Here is a 24,081-nt window from a genome sequence, read left to right on the forward strand (position 1 = left end):
ATATCTATCATTGTTATTACCTTATTCATTTCATTTTATTCAGACAAATTTTCTAACGAAGACTTTATTAATGTCGCGTTGCTTGCCTTTTTTATACAGTCTTGTATCATAATTTTTTCTATGTTAAATACGTCTTTTTCAGACATGTTAAGCATATTTAAGAGTTCAAATGATGTAGATATATCGAAAAAATATGAAGGAATAAGAGGGAATGCCTTTGCCGGAAGTCAGTTCTTTCCATTAGCTGCATGTTTTGTGTTAATTCAATGGTTGATTGGTTATAAATTCCTTGTTTCCAGTGGTAATAGAATTTTTAGTTTATTACCATTGATAGTTATAATTTTTGTTGCAGGACAATCAGTTGGTAGAACGTCTGGTATCGGATTTTTATTCTTTATTTTTTTTGTACTTGTCGGCTCATCTCGTAGTTCTGTTTTGTTTTTTAAAAATATTGCGTCATTAATTTCTATTACAATAATGTTTGCTGTTGGACTCATTTCAGTGATGGAATACTATGGATTGATTCACTTGTTTGATCTCTATTCAGCGTTTGCTTTTGAGTTTATCTATAATTATCTACAAGGAGAAGGTATAACAACAGACTCAACAACCATTCTTTCTGGCATGTACTTTTCATTCTCAATATCTGACTTTTTAATTGGATACAGTAGATTTTATGAAGATGATGGAATAATGCCTTACTTGCGGACAGATGCCGGATACATGAGGGACATTATTCATTTGGGTTTACTTGGTTTGTTGGTATCATTTTCTTTTATTATTTCTATTTATAGATATGTTGCCAAGTATAGAAGGAATGCATGCAGCGATAACTATACGCCAATCGTTTCGGTATTTCTGAGCTCAATATTATTGATTCTGCATATCAAGGGATCTGTGATTCTAAATTTAACTTCCTTTAATCTAATGTTGTTTTATGTGATTTTTTCCTTAACAAGATGCAAGAATGAAAAAAATGAATGGTCGTAGTTTTTTTAAACGATTTGGATTTATAATAAGTTTTTCCGTTAAATTATTTTCATTTTTACCTAACTCAATATTGAAGCTACTGTATGATGTTTTTTCTTTATTTCCGACACGTTTGGGTGTTTTACTTAGATATATAGTGATCTCCAACTTGTGTAAATCTATAGGGTCAAATGTTTATATAGGCCGCTTTGTTACGATTAAAAATCCTCATGCTCTTATTTTGGGCGATAACGTCAGTATCCATGAATATTGTTATTTGGATGCAGTAGGAGGGATTGTTTTGCATAATCATGTGTCAGTAGCTCATTCAACTTCTTTAATTTCTTTTGATCATCTTGCTAGCGATGATAGACTCCCAATTAAATATAATGATTTGCATTTTGGGCGAATTGTAATAAAAGATGATGTCTGGATTGGTTGTGGCGTAAGGGTTCTTTCTGGTGCTTGCATTGAATCAAGAGTAATTATTGCCGCTGGCGCTGTTGTCAAGAATACGCTCCATTCTTGTGGAGTATATGGTGGTATTCCAGCTAAATTGATCAAGAGCATAAAATGAAGTCACTTTTTGTCCATGACCATATATTTTTGAAATATAATGGAAGATTTTACTCAAACGGAAAGCTAACATATTCAAAGCTTATAGAATATTTGGAGTACTCTGATGAACTAAAAGTCATTGGAAGGTTTAAGAATATTGATAATGCGCCACCGCTAACATCCTTATCGGATGGTCCTAATGTTACGATTATTGGTGTTGAAGGACCACTAACTGTAAGTGGCCTAATTAACAGAAGAAAGTTGGAGAGCTTGATAAAGTCATATGTAAGTTCTGTCGATATAGTCTTTGTTCGTATGCCAAGTGAACTTGGTATGATTGCTTTATCTATTGCTAGAAAAATTGGGAAAAAAACAATAGTTGAAATGGTTGCATCGCCATATGACTGTTTGTGGTATCGAGGAGATCTCTTTGCGAAACTTTACGCTCCTTTTCTACATCTGCGTATAAAGAAAGAGTTAAAGAGTTCTCAATTTGTAATATATGTCACTAATAAATATCTACAAAGCTGCTATCCAACGGACGGCCACTCGTTGGCCTATTCTGACGTCGTTATTGGTAGTATATCGCCGCCAAAAAAAGCAATTAATAAGAAAATAAGAATTGGAATAATTGCCAATCCAGCTATTAAACTGAAAGGTGTAAGAGTTCTATATGACGCCTTTCTCAGTCTCGATAATAATCGATATGAGTTATCAGTAGTGGGAGGCGGACTAAACTCAAATTTGGAAGTGGAAATGGCGCATCATCCAAATATAGAGCAGTTAGGTTTTATTTCCTCTCAAGTTGAATTGGAACGTTGGTTTAAAACCATTGACTTATATGTTCAGCCAAGTTTTACAGAAGGATTGCCAAGGTCTATCATTGAAGCCATGTCTTTCTCGATTCCAGTAATTGCTTCCAGAGTTGGAGGGATCCCTGAATTAGTTCATGAAGATTTACTTTTTGAAGCTGGTAATAGTAAAGAGCTTATCAAATTAATGGGTGACGTATCGATACCAAAGAAATACTACGATTACTCCATTTATTCATACGAAACAGCATGTAGATTTTCTTTTTCATCACAGTTGGAAAAAAGAAAATTAATAGTTGATTATATAAATGGGAGCCTCTAATGACAACGTTTTTAGTTACAGGTGCTGCTGGTTTCATTGGTGCAAATGTCTGTGGTGTGCTTTTGGAAAAAGGTTTACATGTTATTGGTCTAGACTCCGTTAATGACTATTATGACTTATCTTTAAAAGAAGCACGTTTATCGTCTTTATTAGAAAACAATAAGTTTACATTTGTAAAAACTGATCTCGCTGATCGCAACGCAATGGCTGCATTGTTTGAAGAAAACCAATTTGAAGTAGTTATACATTTAGCAGCACAGGCTGGTGTTCGCTACTCTATCGAAAACCCCATGGCGTATGCTGATTCAAACTTGGTTGGTCATCTAAATGTTTTGGAAGGTTGTCGCAACACCAGAGTTAAACATTTAGTGTATGCTTCTTCTTCGTCAGTTTATGGTTTAAACCAAAAAACGCCATTCGAAACTAGCGACTCTGTTGATCATCCCGTGTCTCTATACGCAGCAACAAAAAAATCCAATGAATTGATGGCGCACGCCTATTCACATCTTTACGATATACCAACGACAGGTCTACGCTTCTTTACTGTATATGGCCCATGGGGGCGGCCAGATATGGCACCTTTTATTTTTACTAAGAAGATCTTAGAAGGGCAGCCTATAGATGTTAATAACAATGGTGATATGTGGCGAGATTTTACCTATATAGATGATATTGTTGAGGGTATTGTCCGGATAGCAGACATTATCCCAACACGGAATAACAATTGGACTGTAGAGAATGGCAGCCCTGCATCGAGTTCTGCACCTTATGCTATCTATAATATCGGTCATGGTAGCCCTGTTAACCTCATGGATTTTATTCGAGAAATCGAAAATGCACTTGGGATTGAAGCGAAGAAAAACTTCCGTGAAATGCAGCTAGGTGATGTATATAAAACTTATGCCGATACGTCAGATCTGTTCAAAGTAACCGGATATAAACCACAGGTTGGATTAAAAGAAGGCGTTAAAGCGTTAGTTGACTGGTATCGTGATTACTACAAGGTTTGATAGTTCGATGAAGACTGTCGTCATATCATCAAACACGAGCTGGTACTTGTTTAATTTTAGGTCGAATACGATTAGGGCTTTGCTTAATAAAGGATATAGGGTACTAGCTGTATCTCCATTTGATTCGTACTCGGAGCAATTAAATAAGATCGGTGCAAAACATATACATATCGATATTGATCAAGGTGGAACTAATCCTATCAATGATTTGAAAACATTTTGGCAGTTTTTTTCTATTTACCGAAAATACAAGCCAAATGTTGCACTTCATTTTACGCCAAAAAATAATATTTATGGCACTCTGGCAGCTAGCCTTACAAATGTAAAGTCAATAAATAATATTGCTGGTTTGGGGATGGCATTTATTAATGAGGGTTTAACATCAAAAATTACACGTTTTCTTTATCGTCTAAGTCAACCAAAAGCAAATAAGATATTCTTTCAAAATGAAGACGACAGACAATTGTTCAAGGAAAATAAATTAGCTTCTCTTTCGTTGTCAGATAGGCTACCTGGTTCTGGCGTAGATTTGTCTCGTTTTACATTGCAGGAGGCGAAGGATGATGGAGTAGTTCGCTTTTTACTTATAGCCCGTATGTTATATGACAAAGGTATTCAGCAGTATGTAGACGCCGCGAGAATCCTAAAGTCTAAATACGGTGAAAGTGTTGAGTTTTGTCTTCTAGGATTTCTCGATGTCAATAATCCATCGGCTGTCACCCGTAGTCAAATGGACAGTTGGGTAGCAGAAGGCATTGTGAACTATTTGGGTGTTTCTGATCGCGTCGAAGAAGAGATAGCAAAAGTAGATTGCATGGTATTGCCTTCCTATTACCGCGAAGGAGTCCCAAAATCTTTATTAGAAGCGGGGGCAATGGGGAAACCAATTGTTACTACAGATAATGTTGGATGCCGCGAAACTGTTGACCATGGTATCAATGGATATCTATGCAAACCTCGTTGCAGCCAAAGCCTTGCTGAATCTCTTGATCGAATAATTAGTAAGACCCATGAAGAACGGATTGCGATGGGAAAACTAAGCCGAAAGAAAATCGAAAGGGACTTTGACGAAAAGATCGTTATCACTAAATATCTCAACGCTATTGAGTCTTGTTTTTAAATCAGTTCGGTTAGAAAAATTTCCATGAAAATTACAATCGCAGGTACAGGTTACGTCGGCCTGTCCAATGCCATGTTATTGGCTCAGCATCATGATGTTGTTGCCATTGATATTATCCAAGAAAAAATCCAGTTACTTAATGATAAAATCTCTCCTATTGTGGATAAAGAAATTGAGCTTTTCTTAAAAGAAAAAACACTCAACTTCTATGCGACGCTGGATAAAGAAGAAGCGTATAAAAACGCTGACTTTGTTATTATTGCTACACCAACTGATTACGATGTTAAAACCAACTACTTTAATACATCGTCTGTAGAAGCGGTGATTAAAGATGTGATGTCAATTAATCCCAAAGCAGTGATGGTGATTAAATCAACGGTTCCTGTAGGGTACACCAAACGCATTAAAAAAGAGTTGGGGTGTGAAAATATTATCTTCTCGCCTGAGTTTCTGCGTGAAGGCAAGGCACTTTACGATAACCTCTATCCCTCCCGTATTATTGTGGGGGAACGCAGTGAACGCGCGAAAGTATTCGCCAACCTGTTGGTTGAAGGTGCAGAGAAAAAAGATATCGATGTGCTGTTTACTGATTCAACCGAAGCAGAAGCGGTCAAACTGTTTTCCAATACCTATCTGGCCATGCGTGTGGCGTATTTCAACGAACTGGATTCTTATGCAGAAGCACACGGTTTAGATACCCGTCAAATTATTGAAGGTGTCGGTCTCGATCCACGTATTGGTAACCACTATAACAATCCATCCTTTGGGTATGGCGGTTACTGTTTACCGAAGGATACCAAGCAGCTGTTGGCGAATTATCAGGATGTGCCAAACAACCTGATCCGCGCAATTGTGGATGCCAATACAACCCGCAAAGACTTTATTGCTGAATCTATCCTCCGCAGGAATCCTAAAGTGGTGGGTATTTATCGCCTTATTATGAAGGCAGGCTCAGATAATTTCCGTGCATCTTCTATTCAAGGGATCATGAAACGCATCAAAGCAAAAGGTGTGGAAGTCGTTGTGTACGAGCCTGTGCTTGAAGACAAAGAATTCTTCCATTCTGAGGTTATCACCGATTTAGACACGTTCAAGGCGAAAGCTGATGTGATAGTTTCGAACCGCATGACGGAAGAATTAGTAGATGTGATGGAGAAAGTGTATACCCGGGATCTTTTCGGGTGTGACTAGACTCTCGTTGCAAGTTTCTGGATAGCTTCGTATCTCGCATCAAATATCCCATTGTTCTTATCTCTGTTCTCTACATCCATAGGGCTCTATTCCTGAGCCCTTATTTTTCCAACAACGAAACCGAAAACATCATGTTATTGCCAATCTTAACCACATTTCTGTTGTCCTTTGTGCTGCTTTTTTGTTTCCGGAAAGTGGCTAAAAAGATTGAGTTGGTCGATAAACCGAATGCGCGAAAGCTACATCAAGGGGCGATCCCTTTGGTGGGTGGCGTGTCGATTTATTGCGCAATTTTATTGGCCTCCTTGTTATACCTCGATATCACTCAAGAAGATTGGTTATATTTGGGGTGCGGTGCCGTGTTGATTGCGGTTGGGGTGCTGGACGATAAGTTTGATATCAGTTTTAAGGTGCGTCTTGCGGTGCAGGCGGGCATTTCCCTGTCTATGATCTGCTTTGCGGGCCTAGGGCTTGAACACCTTGGCAGCATTGCCGGGAACGTGCCGTTAGTCTTGCCGGATTGGGTGAGCTATGTGGTGACGATTCTTGCGGTGATCGGGGCCATTAATGCCTTTAACATGGTGGACGGCATCGACGGGTTGCTGGGCGGCTTGGCGTCAGTGTCATTCAGTGCACTGGCGATGATGTTCTGGCTGCATGGTCATACCTCGCTTGCCTTGAACTGTCTGATGTTTATTGCGGCGCTCATTCCGTATATTTTGCTGAACCTCGGTATTCCGTTAGGGCCGCGGTTTAAGATTTTTATGGGGGATGCAGGCAGCATGCTGATCGGCTTTACTGTGGTGTGGTTTCTTATTCGTGCCTCTCAAGGCGAAAGCGACAGTACCATTCGCCCGGTGGCGGCGTTGTGGTTTATTGCTCTGCCACTGATGGACATGGCAACCATCATGACGCGTCGCATCCGCAAAGGGCACTCGCCGTTTAAACCGGATCGTGAGCATCTGCATCATATTTGCCAGCGTATTGGGTTGTCGCCACGCATGACTCTGGGGGTGATTTGCCTTCTGGCGATCGCGTTTGCGGGGATCGGTGTGGCCGGTGAAATCTATCAGGTCAATGAAACCGCGATGTTTATCGGCTTCCTGGCGTTGTTTGCGGTTTACTTTATGACCATCAGCTATATCTTCCGTATCACGTCAAAAATCCGCCAATGGATGGGAAAAACGCCTTTTATTGAAGAAACGGCCTGAACGGCTAAAACTCCCCCCTATATTTCAGGGCAGCGCTACAGGCTGCCCTGCTTGTTCAGTCAAAAACGCCAATCAGGCATGAAACTGCTCACAGGCCAGCAGTGTATTTTCAATCAAAGTGGCGACGGTCATTGGCCCCACACCACCGGGAACGGGGGTGATATGGCTGGCTCTTTCTGCGGCGACTGCATATTCCACATCACCTACCAGCTTGCCATCTTCCAATCGATTAATACCCACATCAATAACCACCGCGCCAGGTTTAATCCACTCACCGGGGATGAAATTCGGCTTACCTACGGCCACCACCAGTAAATCAGCCTGACGGACATGGTGCTCCAAGTCTTTGGTGAAGCGGTGACAGGTGGTAGTGGTGCAACCTGCCAGCAGCAATTCCATGGTCATCGGGCGGCCGACGATGTTGGATGCGCCAACCACCACGGCATGTTTGCCTCGCAGTGGTATGTTGTAGCGATCCAGCAGGGTGATGATACCTTTAGGGGTACAAGAACGCAGTGTTGGGATGCGCTGGCATAGGCGGCCAATGTTATAAGGGTGGAAGCCGTCGACATCTTTCTCTGGATGAATGCGCTCGAGGACGTTGGTCGGGTCCATCTGTGCCGGCAGCGGGAGCTGGACCAGAATGCCGTCAATCTCTGGGTCTTGGTTCAGCGTGTCGATCAGTGCCAGCAGGTCGGCTTCTGGGGTAGAAGCAGGTAAGTCATACGATTTTGAGACAAACCCCACTTCTTCGCACACGCGGCGTTTACTGCCGACGTAAACCTGCGATGCCGGGTCGTCCCCGACCAACACCACAGCTAGGCCGGGTGCACGTAAGCCTGCGGCTTTTCTTGCTTCTACACGCGCAGCAACTTCCTGACGAACGGTTTGTGAAATGAGTTTTCCATCAATGATTTGAGCGGCCATGTTTTTCCTTTGGCAAAGAGAGACGGGAAAGTGTCGCTATTTTGACAAAAAAAATGTGACATGGCTATATCGCAAACGTTTGCGTTTAGGGCAGCTTATCATCCAGAAAATGTGTTGAGACGGTGATCTTTGAGGCAGTGAGGTTCTTGATTGAATCGTCGTAGTAGGCCTCAACAACATTGACCAACCAGGAGCGGATATGCAGCGTGGAAACAAAGATACTGGTTCTTTCATTGCCCAGCGTTGTGCCATCAAGCAGCCTGAACTTTGAACCGGACATCCCCGAGACAATCCCCACCAGTTCTCCCTGGTGGTTGTAAGTTCCCCCGCCACTCATACCAGATTGAACCGGTGCATCTGTGATACTGGCCGGGCAGTTGGCAAACATCGCACTGTCCACGAAATTGACATCCAGATAGTACTTTCCTTTGCCAACCAGCACCTTGCCCGTCAAGCCCATCCCCACTGTTGTCACTGGCTCTGCCTGTGACACGGTACCGAGGGAGGCAATGGTTTTGCCTTGGTTGTTCTCTTTAATGACGGCCACATCGCAATCGGGGTGATAAGCCACCACATCGCTGTAATCAAGTTTGGCGATGTGTTTTGCAGTCAGACTCAACTCTTCAGAGATAGGCACACTGGATCCATGACCGCCCAGCAAAAAGGGCACGCCAATGGGGAGATAATTGACAGAAGGGGTGTTGGTTTCATCGGCATATTCCAGCGGGCCATTGATAAGGAAACAGCCTTGCAATGTAATGAGAGCAAAAATCGCGGTGGACAGGTTGCGTAACCAAAGAAACATACAACACCTCCTAAACTGTGATGTGTCCCACAAAAGAGACCGTTCATCTTGAGCTTAGAATTGAGTGTTAAATGTACAAAATAATATTGATTAATTAGTAAATGAAATTAATAAACCATTGAATTTATTGCACTATAAAATAATGCAATACAACGTGAGTGACTAAAAAGCGGGTTTGGTGACGATTTTATGTCGTTGCCTTTTTTTCTGGTTGTTTTAAGTCTATAAAGCTGGTTAATAAAGGGCTAAATGCGCCTAAAATAATAGACAATATAATTAATACAGAACGCGATGTGGTTAGATGTTTCTCTGTTCGTACTAAGTCTTTTTCTTCTAAAAGAGTAAGTTAAGCGTTTTTAGGCTGTATTTGTGATGAACGTCAAAAAAATGCGCCAAGAAATTGCGTCCGCTGTACGGTAAAGGGCGTTTTTCCTCAGTTTGTATGGGAAACTTTGCAATGTGAGGTCTGGCATGTTTGCAGCGCAGTAAACGACAGAAGCAGGTTAATGGCAGAAGAAAAACAGGGGAAGAAGGAACAAGGCGCAACCGGTTTGCGCCTTGCTGGGTAACGACATATCAACAGGCACTACATATCAACAGACATGGCTTCATCGACGCCATCTGTTCCTGTGTGGCGGTTACGTTTGGTAGACAGCAGCATATAAAGCAGCGTTGCGGCAAAGCACACCACAAAGTAAAACATCAAGCCACCTGTCATCGCCATGGCTTTACCTGCCAATACCGGGCCAATCACGGAACCCACACTGTAACTCAACAGCATCAGCTCGGCAGCAGCCACAATTTTTGATTCGTCAACATGGCGGCAAGCCAGGGTGATCGCCACAGGATAGAGGGCAAAGGCGGATGCGCCCAGCAGGAACATACCCGCCATTACGCCGCCTGCCACGGTGGCAATTTCAATCATGGCAATGGATAACAGGCCCACAGAGCAGCATAGCGCCATCAGCAAGGCTTTATCCATACGGGCGTTTAACCAGCTTACCAGTGGCTGCACCACCATACCCCCAAGGATCACAATCGCCATCAATGCGCCGACTTTATCGTGGCTGTAGCTGCTTTCCAAATCCAGAGGTAACAGGCCATACACTGCGCCCAATACCAGGCCAGAAACAATGCAGCCAATGTAGGCAGCAGAGGGTAAGGTTTTCATTTCGCTCACTTTAATGTTTGTGTGGGCAATCGCTTTGGGGCGGCCTTTTTTAAACACCAAAGGTGGCAAAATGGCCGCAGAGAAAAGGCTTGCAACCACCATCAGTGGCATCGCTCCAGTTGTACCGAACAGCCCAATACCCAGCTGACCCAGTGCGGAGCCACCATACAGTGATGCCATATAAAGGCCCAGACGTTTGGCACGTGCTTTTTCTGTATCTGCCATCAGCAGCCAGGATTCGATCACCACGAAGACGCCTGCAACGGCAACACCTGCCACAAAACGGGCGAATAGCCAGGCAGCCGCTGAGGCAGTGAATGCCATCAGGCCGACGGTACTCACAACAATCAGCAAAAATGCAATTAATGCATGGCGATGACCAAACTTGCCGACAATGCGCGCACTGATCAGCGCCCCGCCCAGAAGACCGGCGTAAAACACGCTCGCCAGCCAGGAGGCGAGGTTCACAGACATGCTGCGGGCCTCCAGGGCCAGCGGAATAAGACTCATCAGAAAACCTGATGCGACGGCAAACAGGCTCAGGCTGAGAACCGGTACCAGTGGGCTGTTGCGATCAGCCTGCATAACAGGATTCTGTTGCAATGTTTTTCCTTAATTGTTAATCGTTTAGGTCTGTTGACCTTTGGTGGTTAAATTGAAAAACCTGCGCAGGAAGCACAGGCTTTGTTTCTGAAGTGTTGCGATCTGGCGCGATTATTATTTCGCCACCAATAAACGTAAAGAGAGATAATTTTATCGTAATCAGAAAAAATACTGATGAAGATGGCGGTGCTGTGCGTTTGTCATTCAATCGACAACATCGGCATGATTTGCCGGCTTTTTGCGTTTTTTCTCCCAACGTCTGTGTACGCCTTTCGTCAGCGATGAAAAGGTGGTTTCGACTTTGTCTATCCCAACTAACACAAACAACACAAATGCACAGAGCAGCACCGCCTGTCGCCAGTAGTCAAAGGCGATAATCATGCCAAGGCCGGCCATCAACCAAACGACAGCAGCAGAGGTGACACCCTGAACTTGTCCATCTCGCGCCATCATCACGCCTGCACCTAAAAAGCCGACACCGGTCACGATCTGGCCCAATACCCGGGCATGGTCAAGTGAGTTGTCAGACAGGGACGTGGCCAGACGCATAAAAAGATAAGTACCAAGAATAATCAGAATGGCGGTACGAATACCGACAGGTTTGCCACGGAGTTGACGCTCCAGGCCCAACACCCAGCCGCAGGCGGCGCATGCGAGCACGCCAGCCCAACTAAACGGGGAAATATTCAAAAATTCGCTCATTCTTCTTTCTTCTTAATAATGATATTGATGGCGCTGCAATATCTGCTGTGGACGACAAAAGCACAAGACTCTGGACGATGAAATGATTTTATCGTTGGCACGTGCTTTATTTGTTAATGGAAGGAAACCGTGAAATGAAAATGGATCGAGCGGTATGAAGATAAATCACCATGTTTGTTTCTTAGGCAGTTAACAATAAAGAACATGGAAAACCGTTGACGCCAACACACCGGCCTTTATAATCCTACCCCACATCCACACTGCGATGTGATTCAAGTGCGCCCTTAGCTCAGTTGGATAGAGCAACGGCCTTCTAAGCCGTGGGTCACAGGTTCGAATCCTGTAGGGCGTGCCACTTTCTGCTTCTTCCTCCTACATTTTCTCATCGCAATTTTTCCTCGAAAGCGTCTAAAGGTAAATTCCCGAAGTTGATAATTTAGGCCCTAGGGAAAACAAAAGAGCGATCTTGGGACCTAGGAAAAGAAAGGTCTAGGAAGAGCAAAGAGCTTGACTTTCTCCAAGCGCGATCCAAAATCCTGCAGTCCCCAGTCCTTATCTCCCCCTTGAAGTCCGATTTCCCGCCCCAATCTCACAGAAACATCACGATGGGCTTGACCTGTCTCGACTCAGCAGGGCGGTGCCGCTATAATGGCGCGTCTTAAAAATCATGCCTCATCTTTTGAGGTTATTCGATACCTGCGCAAGCGTGCTGTGTATCCAGATTCACAGGCGCTATGGCGAAGATTCGCTGTAGCACGAAAGGATGCTACCGGCAGGAGCCGGGCAACATCACTCAGCGATCCTGAGTAAGTTTTGAGGTTATTAATACAATGCAAGTTACCGTTGAAACCACAGAAGGCCTAGAGCGCCACCTGACTATCACCGTTCCAGCTGCAAACATCGAAGACGCTGTGACTGCAGAACTTCGCAATATTGCTAAAAATCGTCGCTTCGATGGTTTCCGTAAAGGTAAAGTGCCTTTGAAGATGGTTTCACGCATGTACGGCAAAGCTGTACGTAACGACGTGATGGGCGAAGTGATGCAGCGTCATTTCATCGAAGCCATCATCAAAGAAAAAATCAATCCAGCAGGTGCACCAACCTTTACACCGGTTGACACTGAAGAAGGCAAAGATCTGGTCTTTAAAGCGTCTTTTGAAGTGTATCCAGAAATCGAGCTGAAAGATCTGGATAAAGTAGAAGTAGTGAAACCACTGACTGAAGTAAAAGACGAAGACGTTGAAGAAATGATCGAAACCCTGCGTAAGCAGCAGGCGTCTTGGTCAGAAGTGGATGCTGCAGCAGAAACAACCAGTCGCGTCACCATGGATTTCACCGGTTCTATCGATGGCGAAGAATTCGAAGGCGGTAAAGCGGAAGGCTTTGCACTGGTGATGGGCCAAGGCCGCATGATCCCAGGCTTTGAAGACGGTATCGTGGGTAAGAAAGCGGGTGAGGAATTCACTATCGACGTGACTTTCCCAGAAGACTACCACGCAGAAAACCTGAAAGGTAAAGCGGCGAAGTTCGATATCAAACTGATCAAAGTGGAAGCACAGGAACTGCCAGAACTGACGGAAGAATTCGTTGCACGTTTCGGCGTTGAAGACGGCAGTGTTGAAGGCCTGAAAGCAGAAGTGCGTAAAAACATGGAGCGTGAGCTGAAGCAAGCCGTTAAGAACAAGATCAAAGAACAAGTGATCGATGGTCTGGTAGAGCACAATAACATTGACGTACCGTCTGCCCTGATCGATCAAGAAGTTAACGTTCTGCGCCAGCAAGCGGTTCAGCGTTTTGGTGGCAACATGAAAAATGCACCAGAACTGCCACGTGAACTGTTCGAAGAACAAGCGAAGCGTCGCGTTGTAGTTGGCCTGCTGCTGGGTGAAGTGATCAAGTCAGAAGAGCTGAAAGCTGACGAAGAGCGCGTTAAAGCACTGATTGAAGAAATGGCGTCTGCGTACGAAGATCCAGCTGAAGTGGTTGCTTACTACGAGAAAGACCAGCGCCTGATGGACAACATGCGTAACCTGGCGCTGGAAGAACAAGCGATTGAAGCGCTGCTGGCGAAAGCGAAAGTTTCTGAAAAAGCGCAATCTTTCTCTGAGCTGATGAACCCAGTTCAAGCATAAGTGCTAGAATTGCTGAGTGGACATTTGACTTAGAATTCACTCTTCTGATAACAATGGTCCGTATGAAATCACTTCATCCGGGCCATTTATTTTAGGGATATAACACTATGAGCTTTCAAGAAAAAAACGGAATGCCTTCTATCATGGATGCATTGGTGCCGATGGTGGTCGAGCAAACCTCCCGCGGTGAACGTTCGTATGACATCTATTCCCGTCTTCTGAAAGAGCGTGTGATCTTCTTGACCGGTCAGGTGGAAGATCACATGGCAAACCTTGTGGTTGCGCAATTACTGTTTCTGGAATCAGAAAATCCGGACAAGGACATTTTTCTTTACATCAACTCTCCCGGTGGTTCAGTGACCGCAGGTATGTCTATTTATGACACAATGCAGTACATTAAACCGGATGTAAGCACGGTGTGTATGGGACAGGCATGTTCTATGGGGGCATTCCTGCTGGCGGGTGGAGCAAAAGGTAAGCGTTATTGTTTGCCTAACTCCCGTGTAATGATTCACCAGCCACTGGGTGGTTTCCAGGGGCAGGCATCGGATATTCAGATTCACGCGCAGGAAATTCTGACCATCAAGCACAGGCTGAACACCCTGTTAGCGGAACATACCGGTCAACCGCTCGAAGTTATTGAGCGTGACACCGACCGTGACAACTTTATGGCGGCGCAGGATGCAGTGAACTACGGTCTGGTTGATGCGGTCTTAAATAAGCGCGATTAATAATTGAATTCTGAGACAGTTAGGCGTTTCTGACGTTTCTTGTCCCAGAATTGAGTCTTTCGGTGGTCGGAAATTTCGGCCGGGATGATATAGACTCAGATCATGGCAAACATAGGCGAAGGCCTTAAGAGGTTAGCGAATGACAGACAAGCGAAAAGACGGTGGCAGCGGAAAACTGCTTTACTGCTCTTTCTGCGGCAAAAGCCAGCATGAAGTACGCAAGTTAATTGCTGGACCTTCTGTTTATATCTGCGATGAGTGTGTTGACCTGTGTAACGACATCATTCGTGAAGAAATAAAAGAGGTCATGCCTAAGCGCGACAGTAATGAGCTTCCGACGCCACAAGAGATCCGGGCGCACCTTGATGATTATGTTATCGGTCAGGATCGCGCCAAGAAAGTGCTTTCTGTAGCGGTGTATAACCACTACAAACGCCTTCGTAATGGTGATACCACGGCTGATGGCGTCGAACTGGGCAAAAGTAACATTCTTCTGATAGGCCCAACAGGTAGTGGTAAGACACTGTTGGCTGAGACGCTGGCGCGCTTTTTGGATGTGCCATTTACCATGGCCGATGCCACGACCCTGACCGAAGCCGGTTACGTGGGCGAGGATGTCGAAAACATTATCCAGAAGCTGCTTCAAAAATGTGATTACGACGTTGCGAAAGCAGAACGTGGCATCGTATACATCGATGAAATCGACAAGATTTCCCGTAAATCCGACAATCCTTCTATCACCCGGGACGTCTCAGGTGAAGGTGTTCAGCAAGCCTTGCTGAAACTGGTTGAAGGGACGATAGCGTCCGTGCCACCACAAGGGGGGCGCAAGCATCCACAGCAAGAGTTTTTGCAAGTTGACACGTCCAAGATCCTCTTTATCTGTGGCGGTGCATTTGCCGGTCTCGACAAAGTGGTCGACCAGCGTGTGGCAAAAGGCAGCGGTATCGGTTTTGGCGCAGAAGTACGTTCGAAAGACCAGGAAGCTTCCCTGAGCGATCTGTTTAGCAAGGTTGAACCGGAAGATCTGGTGAAATACGGGTTGATCCCCGAATTTATCGGTCGTCTTCCTGTTACGGCTATTCTGGGTGAGCTGGATGAAGACGCATTAGTACAAATTCTGCGTGAGCCGAAGAACGCCCTCACCAAACAGTATGCAGCATTGCTGGAGCTGGACGGCGTTGAGCTTGAATTCCGTGACGATGCACTCACCGCCATTGCCAAGAAAGCGATGGAGCGTAAAACCGGTGCGCGTGGCTTGCGTTCAATTGTCGAAGCTGTGCTGCTTGACACCATGTACGATTTGCCGTCGAGCAAAGGCGTCACCAAGGTGGTGATTGACGAATCGGTGATCAAAGGGGAATCTGAGCCATTGCTGATTTATGAAACATCGGAAAATCAGGCAGCAGGGGCAGAATAAATCGTACCCCACATAGGGTAAATTGTTCATTTAACCAACAAACTAGCGCAAAAAAGGGAGCATTTGCTCCCTTTTTTACTTTCTGCCGGCTATGCCGTTGAATCCTGACAATCTATCCCCATATACTCAGTAGTAACGAAAACGGAAGAGAGAAAAATATGAACTTGGAGCGTTCCGAGCGCATTGACATTCCGGTCCTGCCTTTGCGTGACGTGGTTGTTTATCCGCACATGGTCATCCCGCTGTTTGTGGGACGGGATAAATCCATCCGTTGCCTTGAAGCAGCGATGGACAATGATAAGCAAATTTTGTTGGTCGCGCAGAAAGATGCTGCGACTGACGACCCTTCTATTGCAGATCTTTACAAGGTCGGTACCGTCGCTTCCATTCTTCAGTTGTTGAAACTGCCTGATGGTACGGTGAAAGTCTTGGTCGAAGGTTTACAGCGTGCTGAAATCAAGACCTTCCATGAAGACGATTTCTTCATGGCTGACGCGGAATACATGCTGACGCCGGAAATGGATGAGCGTGAGCAGGAAGTGCTGGTGCGCACGGCGATCAGTCAGTTTGAAGGCTTTATCAAACTGAACAAGAAGATCCCGCCGGAAGTGTTGACATCGTTGAACGGTATTGATGAGGCCGCGCGTCTGGCTGACACCATTGCCGCGCACATGCCGCTGAAGCTCAACGACAAGCAACAGGTGCTGGAAATCATCGACATTGCTGAGCGCCTGGAATTTCTGATGACCATGATGGAGTCAGAAATCGATCTGTTGCAGGTTGAGAAACGCATCCGCAGCCGCGTGAAAAAACAAATGGAGAAGAGCCAGCGCGAGTACTATCTCAACGAGCAGATGAAAGCCATCCAGAAAGAACTGGGTGAGCTGGACGACGCGCCGGACGAATTTGAAAGCCTGAAGCAAAAGATTGAAGAATCGAAAATGCCTCAGGAAGCGAAAGAGAAAACCGAGCAAGAGCTGCAGAAGCTGAAAATGATGTCGCCGATGTCAGCAGAAGCGACAGTTGTTCGCAGCTATATCGACTGGATGGTGAGTGTGCCATGGTCGAAGCGTTCAAAAGTGAAAAAGGATTTGGCAAAAGCCGAAGAAATTCTGAATGCGGATCATTACGGCCTGGAGCGCGTGAAAGAGCGTATCCTGGAGTATTTGGCGGTACAAAACCGTATTAATAAGCTTAAAGGGCCAATCCTGTGTCTTGTCGGTCCACCGGGGGTCGGTAAGACGTCTCTGGGACAGTCGATTGCCAAAGCTACCGGCCGTAAATATACCCGTATGGCACTGGGTGGTGTGCGCGATGAAGCGGAAATTCGTGGTCACCGCCGCACCTATATCGGCTCTTTGCCCGGTAAGCTTATTCAGAAAATGGCCAAAGTGGGCGTGAAAAACCCGCTGTTCCTGCTTGACGAAATCGACAAGATGTCGTCTGACATGCGTGGCGATCCGTCGTCTGCACTGCTGGAAGTGCTGGATCCGGAGCAGAACAACGCGTTTAACGACCATTATCTGGAAGTGGATTATGACCTGTCTGACGTTATGTTCGTCGCGACATCAAACTCGATGAACATTCCGGGCCCACTTCTGGATCGAATGGAAGTGATTCGCCTGTCAGGTTACACCGAAGATGAAAAACTCAACATTGCCAAGCAGCATCTGGTTGAGAAGCAGGTGAAACGTAACGGCTTGAAGCCACACGAAATCACCATTGAAGATTCAGCGATTATTGGCATTATCCGCTACTACACCCGTGAAGCGGGCGTGCGTGGTCTTGAGCGTGAAATCTCCAAGCTGTGCCGTAAATCAGTGAAAGAAATTCTGCTGAACAAAGAACTGAAAAACATCACCATCACACAGGACAACCTGAAAGATTTTCTGGGTGTTCAGCGCTTTGATTACGGTAAAGCAGATGAGAGTAACCGCATTGGTCAGGTAACTGGTCTTGCGTGGACAGAGGTCGGTGGCGATCTGCTGACCATTGAAACCGAGTCGATGCCGGGTAAAGGTAAACTGACGCAAACCGGTTCGTTGGGTGACGTGATGCAGGAGTCCATTCAGGCGGCGATGACCGTAGTGCGTACCCGGGCGGACAAGCTGGGTATCAACAGTGATTTCTATGAAAAACGTGATATTCACGTTCACGTGCCTGAAGGGGCGACACCGAAAGATGGCCCAAGTGCGGGTATCGCGATGTGTACGGCGCTGGTTTCCAGCCTGACGGGCAATCCGGTACGTGCCGATGTGGCGATGACCGGTGAAATTACCCTGCGTGGCGAAGTGCTTCCGATTGGCGGTTTGAAAGAGAAACTGCTGGCGGCACACCGTGGCGGCATTAAAACGGTGATTATCCCGAAAGAGAACGAGCGTGATTTGGAAGAGATCCCTGATAATGTCAAAGCAGACCTCAATATCCATGCAGTACGCTGGATAGACGATGTTCTCATCCTGGCGTTGCAGGATAACCCACTTGGAATCGAGCTTGTATCGCCACAAAAGAGTGACGTGCAGCAAAATTAAGCAACGTAAAGCGCTGACAGTCGGTAAAAGGCTTGTCAGCGTTTTTTTTGAGGGCTAACTTAATGGAAACGCTGCAAGCCCTTAATTCATAACAGCTACAGCGTTTTGGGTCTTGTTGAGATAACAATGGCGGTCAATATTAACCGTCTCCGCAAAAAATGGGATTTGTGGTTCGTTTGTAAAGGGGATGAAAAAAGTGAATAAGTCGCAGTTAATCGATAAAATTGCAGAAAATGCCGATCTGTCTAAAGCAGCAGCAGGTCGAGCTCTGGATGCGCTGATTGAAGCAGTATCAGACAGCCTGAAAGAAGGTGAGCAAGTGGCTCTGGTAGGTTTCGGTACTTTTTCTGTTCGTGAGCGCTCAGCACGCACAGGTCGTAACCCTCAAACGGGTGCAGAAATCAAAATTGCAGCCGCTAAAGTCCCTGGCTTTAAAGCAGGTAAAGCGCTGAAAGACGCAGTTAACTAATCTTAAACGTTCCGTTTTGCTCTTTGTCGCAGCTGCCCTAGTTTTAAGCTGTAATGTGTGCGGCATCAGCGTATAATCAGGCTCAATCAGAGTGTAAAGGCGCATCTCTCGATGCGCTTTTTTAGTTTTAATCGAAACAATCTCTCTTGGCACAAACTGACGGTATATACAGCGGTGTATCGGTTTTTTTTCTGTGCAAGAGAAGGTGTGTAAAAAACGAACGTTTCAATAAGCAGGAGTGACGGCACGTTATGATGGAGCGACTACGCGAGGGTGTAAACAGCATCGCGGTTAAGATCATCTTAGGCCTTATTATCTTTTCCTTTGTTTTCGCTGGTGTTGGTGGTTACCTGGCCAGTGGTTCGGTTCAACCTGCCGCCACGGTGGGGAATGAGGAAATTAGCCGCAACCAATTCGAGCAAGCTTACCAAAATGAACGTGCGCTAATGCAGGCACAAGCCGGTGACTTTTTCTCCCAACTATTGAGTGACCCGAATTACCTGGCACAATTCCGTTTCAATGTCCTTGAGCGTATGGTGAATCAGTCGCTGCTGGATCAGGAAGCCAAAAACCTGGGTCTTCGCGTGAGCGATGATCAAATTAAACAAACCATTCGTGAGATGCCGGCATTTCGTGGTGCAACGGGTTTGTTTGACAACGACCTGTATCTGGCATCATTGCGCCGTAATGGCCTGACCCCTGATCAATTTGCAGATTATGTTCGCCAGGACTTGGTTCGTGAGCAGTTAGTGAATGCGTTGATCAGCTCCGAATTTGCACTGAAAGGCGAATTGGAAGCGCTGCACAAGCTGGAAGGGCAGACCCGTACTGTGCGTACCCTGACGCTGCCATTGGCCGATTTTGCAGAAAAAGCAGACATTACTGCGGAGCAGAAAACAGCGTATTACGAACAGAACCCTGCCGAGTTTGTCCGCCCTGAACAATTCAAAATTGCGTATGTAGAGCTTTCTGGAGAAGGCATTGCTGATGTCGCTGACGTTACCGAAGACGAAGCGAAAGCGTACTACGAGGCGAACAAAGCAAGTTATGGGACGGCCGAGCAACGTAAAGTCAGCCATATCATGATCCAAGGTGACGACAACGCGGCGAAAGAAAAAGCGGAAGCCGTGCTGTCTGAGCTCAATGCCGGTGCCGATTTTGCAGAGCTGGCGAAAACCCGTTCGGATGATACCTTCAGTGCCGAGCAGGGTGGGCAGTTGGATTGGTTCGACAAAGGCGTGATGGATCCTGCGTTTGAAGAAGCGGCGTTTGCACTGAACAACAAAGGGGATATTACCGGCGTGGTGCAATCTGATTTCGGTTTTCACATCATCAAGCTTGACGATGTGAAACCGTCAGATGCGAAACCTTTTGCCCAGGTGCGTGATGACATCATGGCGCAACTTAAGCAACAGCATGCCGTAGAGAAATTCTACGCATTGTCTAATGAGCTGGCAGAGAAAGCGTTTGAAATGCCGGACAACCTGGAAGACGCGGCCAACGCGGTGAATGCGAAGGTTGAACGTACCGCGTTTGTTTCGCTGCAGGAGCTTGAAGGTGTGTTGGCAAATCCACAAGTGGTGCAAGCGCTGCAATTGCCTGAAGTGCGTGACGACGGGTTGAACTCAGAACTCATTGAAATCGCACCAGAGCATGTTGTGGTGGTCCGTGTCGATGAAGTGCGCCCTGAAACAGTGCTGCCATTTGACGAGGTGGAAGCACAGGTAACAGAACAACTGAAGCGCCAGAAAGGCGAAGAGGCGGCGGAAGCGTTAGCCAACACTCTGGTTGCTGAGCTGAGCCAGGGTAACGATGCAGGCCTTAAGGCATCCGGTTATGCATTTGGTGATGAAACTGAGCTAAGCCGTGTCTCCCCAGAGCGTGAAGTGGTTGATTTAGCATTCACCATGGCTGCGCCTGCTGATGGTAAAGCGCAATATGGCATGACCCGTGCAGTAAGCGGTGATGTGCTTGTGGTTGCACTGGATGCGGTAAAAGAGCCTGCAACGGAATCCATCAGCCTTGACAGCCAGCTGGCAGAGCGGGTGATCCGCGCGACAGCGAACCTTGATCTTGAATCTGTGATTGCCCAGTTGAAAGAAAACACCAATGTCGTGTATTCACTGGACAGTGAAGCACAGTAACCAACGCAATTTGAACTGGTTACCAGCAAGACTGTAACTGATAAGTTGCACTGACGGAGGACAATTTGTCCTCCGTCGTTTTTTCATAGTCGACTTCTCGTTTCTTCTCTTTTATCCGTTATGTTGACGATATCAATTAACCCTATAAGGATATGGACATGAAAACGATTGTATCGGCAATAGTCTTTGCTATTTCTCTTCTTCTTTCCCCACCGATCATCGCCCAGGATGGTGAACAAGTGACACCTGTTGAAGTGAATATCAATACAGCTGAAGCGGAAGAGTTAGATAAGTATTTGGATGGGATCGGAAAAGCCAAGGCACAAGCGATTATCGACTACCGCAATGCTAACGGGGCATTTGAATCTGTCGATGATTTGAAAGGCGTAAAAGGCATCGGGACATCAATTGTTGATAAAAACCGCGATCGCATCGTGCTTTAACCCTGAAAACCAATATCCCTACCGTAGTGTGTCGGGGAGCACGCTCTCCCCAATAATAGGCTCAATCCAAACAAAACTTGAGAAATTGTGCTGACGACAACAGAATGGAAGCTTGTTTCTCAAATGACGTCAAGGAAGTTATGAGTCAGAAAACCAGCCATTTCTTTGCCCATCTTGCCCGTATGAAATTGATCTACCGTTGGCCTTTGATGCGCAATATCTCCGATGAAAACATTTCAGAGCACAGTTTGCAGGTTGCCTTTGTCGCCCATGCCCTAGCGTTGATTGAAAACAAGAAATTTGGTGGACAGTACTCGCCCGAGCGTGTGGCACTGCTTGCCATGTTTCATGATTGCAGTGAGGTGCTGACGGGAGATTTACCTACACCGGTGAAATATTTTAACCCCGCGATTGCCGAGGAATACAAAAAGATCGAGCGTATCGCCGAAGACAAGCTGATCAGCATGCTGCCCGAGGCGTTTCGTGAAGACTATCGCCCCTTGATTGACAGTACTGCCATTGATGAACGTGACTATAGGTTGGTGAAACAGGCGGATACGATATGTGCTTACCTGAAATGTCTGGAAGAGCTTTCTGCCGGTAACCATGAATTCCAGCAAGCCAAGCGCCGCCTTGAAAAAACCTTGAGTGAGCGAGGTAGCGAGGCGACCGAGTATTTTATGACGACGTTCGCCCCCAGTTTTGAGCTTTCCCTGGACGAGATCAGTGATGAGTGAATTTACGTTGTCACCGGCCTGGGAAGCGCGCCAGGCACAAGAGAACAAAATGCGCCGCAACGATAAACGCTCGGTGTTCCAGCGTGACAGGGCCCGTATACTGCATTCAGCGGCATTTCGACGTTTGCAGGCGAAAACTCAGGTTCTGGGGGCCGAGCACAGCGAGTTTTACCGCACGCGTCTGACTCACTCACTGGAAGTGTCGCAAATCGGCACCGGTATCCTTGCCCAACTCAAAGAGAAGCAGCCTGAATTTCGTGCCATCCTGCCGCCAACCAGCCTGTTGGAAAGCCTATGTCTGGCGCATGATATCGGGCATCCCCCTTATGGACACGGTGGTGAGATAGCGCTCAACTACCTGATGCGGAATGATGGCGGTTTTGAGGGCAATGCTCAGACGTTCCGGATTGTCACCTTGCTTGAACCTTATACTGAACATGATGGCATGAATCTGGCCCGCCGAACCTTGTTGGGACTGTTGAAATACCCCGCTCCGATAGCCCACCTCCGCCGGTTGGCGTTACCTGCGGACGTGTCAGATTTTCGCCATCTGAAAGCATCGGAGTGGCATCCGGCCAAGGGGATTTACCAGGACGATCTTGACCGTTTTGAATGGGTGTTGGCGGGATTGTCAGAGGCGGATGCTGCACTTTTTCAGTCACTTAAAAAAGAGGCGACATCTGATCATCATGGGCGCACACAGTACAAATCACTGGATTGTTCCATCATGGAGCTGGCAGATGATATCGCCTATGGCGTACACGATCTTGAAGATGCCATCGTGATGGGGATTGTTGGCCGTGACCAGTGGCAGGAGGCGGTCGCGAGTAAACTTGCTGAATGCGGAGACCCGTGGCTTGAAGCTCATATCAGCCACCTGAGCGACCAGATGTTTGGGGCCCACTATGAACGCAAGGATGCCATCGGCGCGTTGGTCAATACCTTACTGACGTCGATTGCGATTGAACCGGCAGTTCAGGATGGGGTGAACCGTTTTGAAGAGCCACTCCTGCAATGGAACGCCAGACTCAGCGATGTTATGGACCATGTGCTTTCGGTACTGAAAGCATTTGTCAGTGAGTTTGTGGTAAAAAAACCAGAACTACAGGTGATTGAATATAAAGGGCAACAGCTGGTGATGGAATTATTTGATGCCTTTGATGCCGACCCCAAACGCCTGCTGCCCATGGCTACCCGCGCCCAGTGGCAAAAAGAGCTGGCAGAGGGGAGAAGTGGTCGGCGGGCTATTGCGGATTACATCTCAGGCATGACGGACGGTAATGCGCAACGGCTTCATGCGACCATGTTTACCGCTTCCAGCCAGGGGCCGTTGTATCCGATTAGGTGAGTTGGAAAAGAAGGTCCTGGGAGAGGAGCAAAGAGCGGTCCTAGGGCCTAGGAAGAGCAAGCTTAACGTCGTAGTCTGCCTTGCAGGACCCAGGACCTATCTTTTTCCCCATAATGCCGCTCAAACACACCGGGCGGCATCTGTTTAATCTGAAACTCAATCATTTCATTGAATGCGGTCATTAGCGGCTGGTATTTCTGTCTGTTGCCGGTGAGTGCCGACAGGGCGTAAAAGCCGGCTTCCACGGTAGAAAGTCCGCCGTCTTTCGGTGATTTGCGGATACGATAGTTCCCTTTTTGAATGTCATTCAGGCTGACACAGGGCAGTGTCTGGAGGTTTTTGGAGAGCTGGTAGATTTTGAAAGCTTTTCGCCAGGTGCCATCCAGCAAGATAAGCCCGCGCTTTCGGCTTTCCTGCGGTTGCCAGGTATTGATGGGCAGCGCATGTTCGGCAGGATAAAGCAGGGCGTAGTCCGTGTCGCTGCTAAGCAAGCTGTTGAGTGTGTCGTTATCGGTGAAATCTTCTCCCACAATGCGCTGGCAACAAGGCAGTGATAAGGAGAGGATCCGGGCGGTGCCTATGGCTTGATGGAGCTCAGACGGGTGCTGGAGAATAATCACCGGCACATCGCAGTCAACCCGTTGAATAAATGGGCAAATGCAGGCTTTTTGTGCTTTTCCGCACTGCGGACAATATCGGCTGGCTTTCTGGTTCATGACCACGGT

The 24,081-nt window shown here is 46.5% G+C and carries 21 protein-coding genes and 1 tRNA gene; 17 read left to right on the forward strand and 5 right to left on the reverse strand.

The genetic code is table 11. The features are described from left to right. The first annotated feature begins 120 nt into the window (after positions 1 to 120). The 7 genes from AC6IB1_RS06430 (at position 121) to wecA (ending at position 7,193) form a co-directional block, all read left to right on the forward strand. The gene (locus AC6IB1_RS06430; RefSeq protein WP_497568305.1) at positions 121 to 990 is read left to right on the forward strand and encodes a hypothetical protein; all 870 of its coding nucleotides are present in this window, start codon (positions 121 to 123) and stop codon (positions 988 to 990) included. Further along, the gene (locus AC6IB1_RS06435) at positions 968 to 1,546 is read left to right on the forward strand and encodes an acyltransferase (protein ID WP_497568306.1); all 579 of its coding nucleotides are present in this window, start codon (positions 968 to 970) and stop codon (positions 1,544 to 1,546) included. The genes AC6IB1_RS06430 and AC6IB1_RS06435 overlap by 23 nt, the downstream gene beginning before the upstream one ends. Then, on the forward strand, positions 1,543 to 2,661 hold the full coding sequence (locus AC6IB1_RS06440; RefSeq protein ID WP_497568307.1) for a glycosyltransferase: 1,119 nt from the start codon (positions 1,543 to 1,545) through the stop codon (positions 2,659 to 2,661). The genes AC6IB1_RS06435 and AC6IB1_RS06440 overlap by 4 nt, the downstream gene beginning before the upstream one ends. Further along, positions 2,661 to 3,671, forward strand: a complete 1,011-nt coding sequence (locus AC6IB1_RS06445) for an NAD-dependent epimerase (protein WP_497568308.1) — start codon at positions 2,661 to 2,663, stop codon at positions 3,669 to 3,671. Before AC6IB1_RS06440 ends, AC6IB1_RS06445 begins: the two co-directional genes overlap by 1 nt. A gap of 7 nt (positions 3,672 to 3,678) precedes the next feature. Continuing rightward, complete coding sequence (locus AC6IB1_RS06450) at positions 3,679 to 4,791, forward strand: glycosyltransferase (RefSeq protein WP_497568310.1); 1,113 nt, start codon at positions 3,679 to 3,681, stop codon at positions 4,789 to 4,791. 24 nt (positions 4,792 to 4,815) lie between these two features. Beyond that, entirely contained in the window at positions 4,816 to 5,982 is a 1,167-nt protein-coding gene (locus AC6IB1_RS06455; RefSeq protein WP_497568311.1) for a nucleotide sugar dehydrogenase, read from the forward strand. Between the two features lie 131 nt (positions 5,983 to 6,113). Then, positions 6,114 to 7,193, forward strand: a complete 1,080-nt coding sequence (wecA, locus tag AC6IB1_RS06460) for a UDP-N-acetylglucosamine--undecaprenyl-phosphate N-acetylglucosaminephosphotransferase (RefSeq protein WP_497568312.1) — start codon at positions 6,114 to 6,116, stop codon at positions 7,191 to 7,193. A 72-nt stretch (positions 7,194 to 7,265) separates the two neighbouring features. Here the strand turns inward: wecA and folD are convergent, their stop codons facing one another. The 4 genes from folD to AC6IB1_RS06480 all read right to left on the reverse strand — a co-directional run bounded on the left by folD (position 7,266) and on the right by AC6IB1_RS06480 (position 11,401). Further along, on the reverse strand, positions 7,266 to 8,120 hold the full coding sequence (gene folD, locus AC6IB1_RS06465) for a bifunctional methylenetetrahydrofolate dehydrogenase/methenyltetrahydrofolate cyclohydrolase FolD (protein ID WP_114994960.1): 855 nt from the start codon (positions 8,118 to 8,120) through the stop codon (positions 7,266 to 7,268). An 85-nt stretch (positions 8,121 to 8,205) separates the two neighbouring features. Continuing rightward, positions 8,206 to 8,925 (reverse strand): trypsin-like peptidase domain-containing protein, encoded by a 720-nt coding sequence (locus tag AC6IB1_RS06470; RefSeq protein ID WP_497568313.1) that lies wholly within the window; start codon positions 8,923 to 8,925, stop codon positions 8,206 to 8,208. A gap of 586 nt (positions 8,926 to 9,511) precedes the next feature. Beyond that, positions 9,512 to 10,699, reverse strand: coding sequence for an MFS transporter (locus AC6IB1_RS06475; protein ID WP_497568314.1), 1,188 nt, complete (start codon positions 10,697 to 10,699; stop codon positions 9,512 to 9,514). A gap of 204 nt (positions 10,700 to 10,903) precedes the next feature. Next, positions 10,904 to 11,401, reverse strand: a complete 498-nt coding sequence (locus tag AC6IB1_RS06480) for an MgtC/SapB family protein (RefSeq protein ID WP_497568315.1) — start codon at positions 11,399 to 11,401, stop codon at positions 10,904 to 10,906. A 278-nt stretch (positions 11,402 to 11,679) separates the two neighbouring features. On the opposite strand from AC6IB1_RS06480, the gene AC6IB1_RS06485 reads away from it, so the two are divergent. From AC6IB1_RS06485 to AC6IB1_RS06530, 10 genes are all read left to right on the forward strand, one after another. Beyond that, positions 11,680 to 11,756 (forward strand) — tRNA-Arg (locus tag AC6IB1_RS06485). A 475-nt stretch (positions 11,757 to 12,231) separates the two neighbouring features. Next, complete coding sequence (tig, locus tag AC6IB1_RS06490) at positions 12,232 to 13,533, forward strand: trigger factor (RefSeq protein ID WP_497568316.1); 1,302 nt, start codon at positions 12,232 to 12,234, stop codon at positions 13,531 to 13,533. Between the two features lie 107 nt (positions 13,534 to 13,640). Beyond that, a complete protein-coding gene (gene clpP, locus AC6IB1_RS06495) occupies positions 13,641 to 14,264 on the forward strand; it encodes an ATP-dependent Clp endopeptidase proteolytic subunit ClpP (protein ID WP_005506443.1) in 624 nt (207 codons plus the stop codon). A gap of 139 nt (positions 14,265 to 14,403) precedes the next feature. After that, on the forward strand, positions 14,404 to 15,684 hold the full coding sequence (clpX, locus tag AC6IB1_RS06500; protein ID WP_005506442.1) for an ATP-dependent protease ATP-binding subunit ClpX: 1,281 nt from the start codon (positions 14,404 to 14,406) through the stop codon (positions 15,682 to 15,684). A 158-nt stretch (positions 15,685 to 15,842) separates the two neighbouring features. Further along, complete coding sequence (gene lon, locus AC6IB1_RS06505) at positions 15,843 to 18,215, forward strand: endopeptidase La (protein ID WP_497568317.1); 2,373 nt, start codon at positions 15,843 to 15,845, stop codon at positions 18,213 to 18,215. Positions 18,216 to 18,411: 196 nt separating this feature from the next. Beyond that, positions 18,412 to 18,684 carry a nucleoid-associated protein HU-beta gene (gene hupB / locus AC6IB1_RS06510; protein WP_040529314.1) on the forward strand — a complete coding sequence of 91 codons (273 nt, stop codon included), beginning with the start codon at positions 18,412 to 18,414 and terminating at the stop codon, positions 18,682 to 18,684. Between the two features lie 251 nt (positions 18,685 to 18,935). Beyond that, positions 18,936 to 20,828, forward strand: coding sequence for a peptidylprolyl isomerase (ppiD, locus tag AC6IB1_RS06515; protein WP_497568318.1), 1,893 nt, complete (start codon positions 18,936 to 18,938; stop codon positions 20,826 to 20,828). A 158-nt stretch (positions 20,829 to 20,986) separates the two neighbouring features. Next, positions 20,987 to 21,271, forward strand: coding sequence for a ComEA family DNA-binding protein (locus tag AC6IB1_RS06520; RefSeq protein WP_497568319.1), 285 nt, complete (start codon positions 20,987 to 20,989; stop codon positions 21,269 to 21,271). Between the two features lie 140 nt (positions 21,272 to 21,411). Next, on the forward strand, positions 21,412 to 22,008 hold the full coding sequence (yfbR, locus tag AC6IB1_RS06525) for a 5'-deoxynucleotidase (protein WP_497568320.1): 597 nt from the start codon (positions 21,412 to 21,414) through the stop codon (positions 22,006 to 22,008). Then, positions 22,001 to 23,356 carry an anti-phage deoxyguanosine triphosphatase gene (locus tag AC6IB1_RS06530; RefSeq protein ID WP_497568321.1) on the forward strand — a complete coding sequence of 452 codons (1,356 nt, stop codon included), beginning with the start codon at positions 22,001 to 22,003 and terminating at the stop codon, positions 23,354 to 23,356. Before yfbR ends, AC6IB1_RS06530 begins: the two co-directional genes overlap by 8 nt. Before the next feature lie 62 nt (positions 23,357 to 23,418). Here the strand turns inward: AC6IB1_RS06530 and AC6IB1_RS06535 are convergent, their stop codons facing one another. Then, complete coding sequence (locus AC6IB1_RS06535; RefSeq protein ID WP_497568322.1) at positions 23,419 to 24,072, reverse strand: DTW domain-containing protein; 654 nt, start codon at positions 24,070 to 24,072, stop codon at positions 23,419 to 23,421. Positions 24,073 to 24,081: the final 9 nt, after the last annotated feature.

This window comes from Grimontia sp. THUN1695 (genome assembly GCF_059704325.2).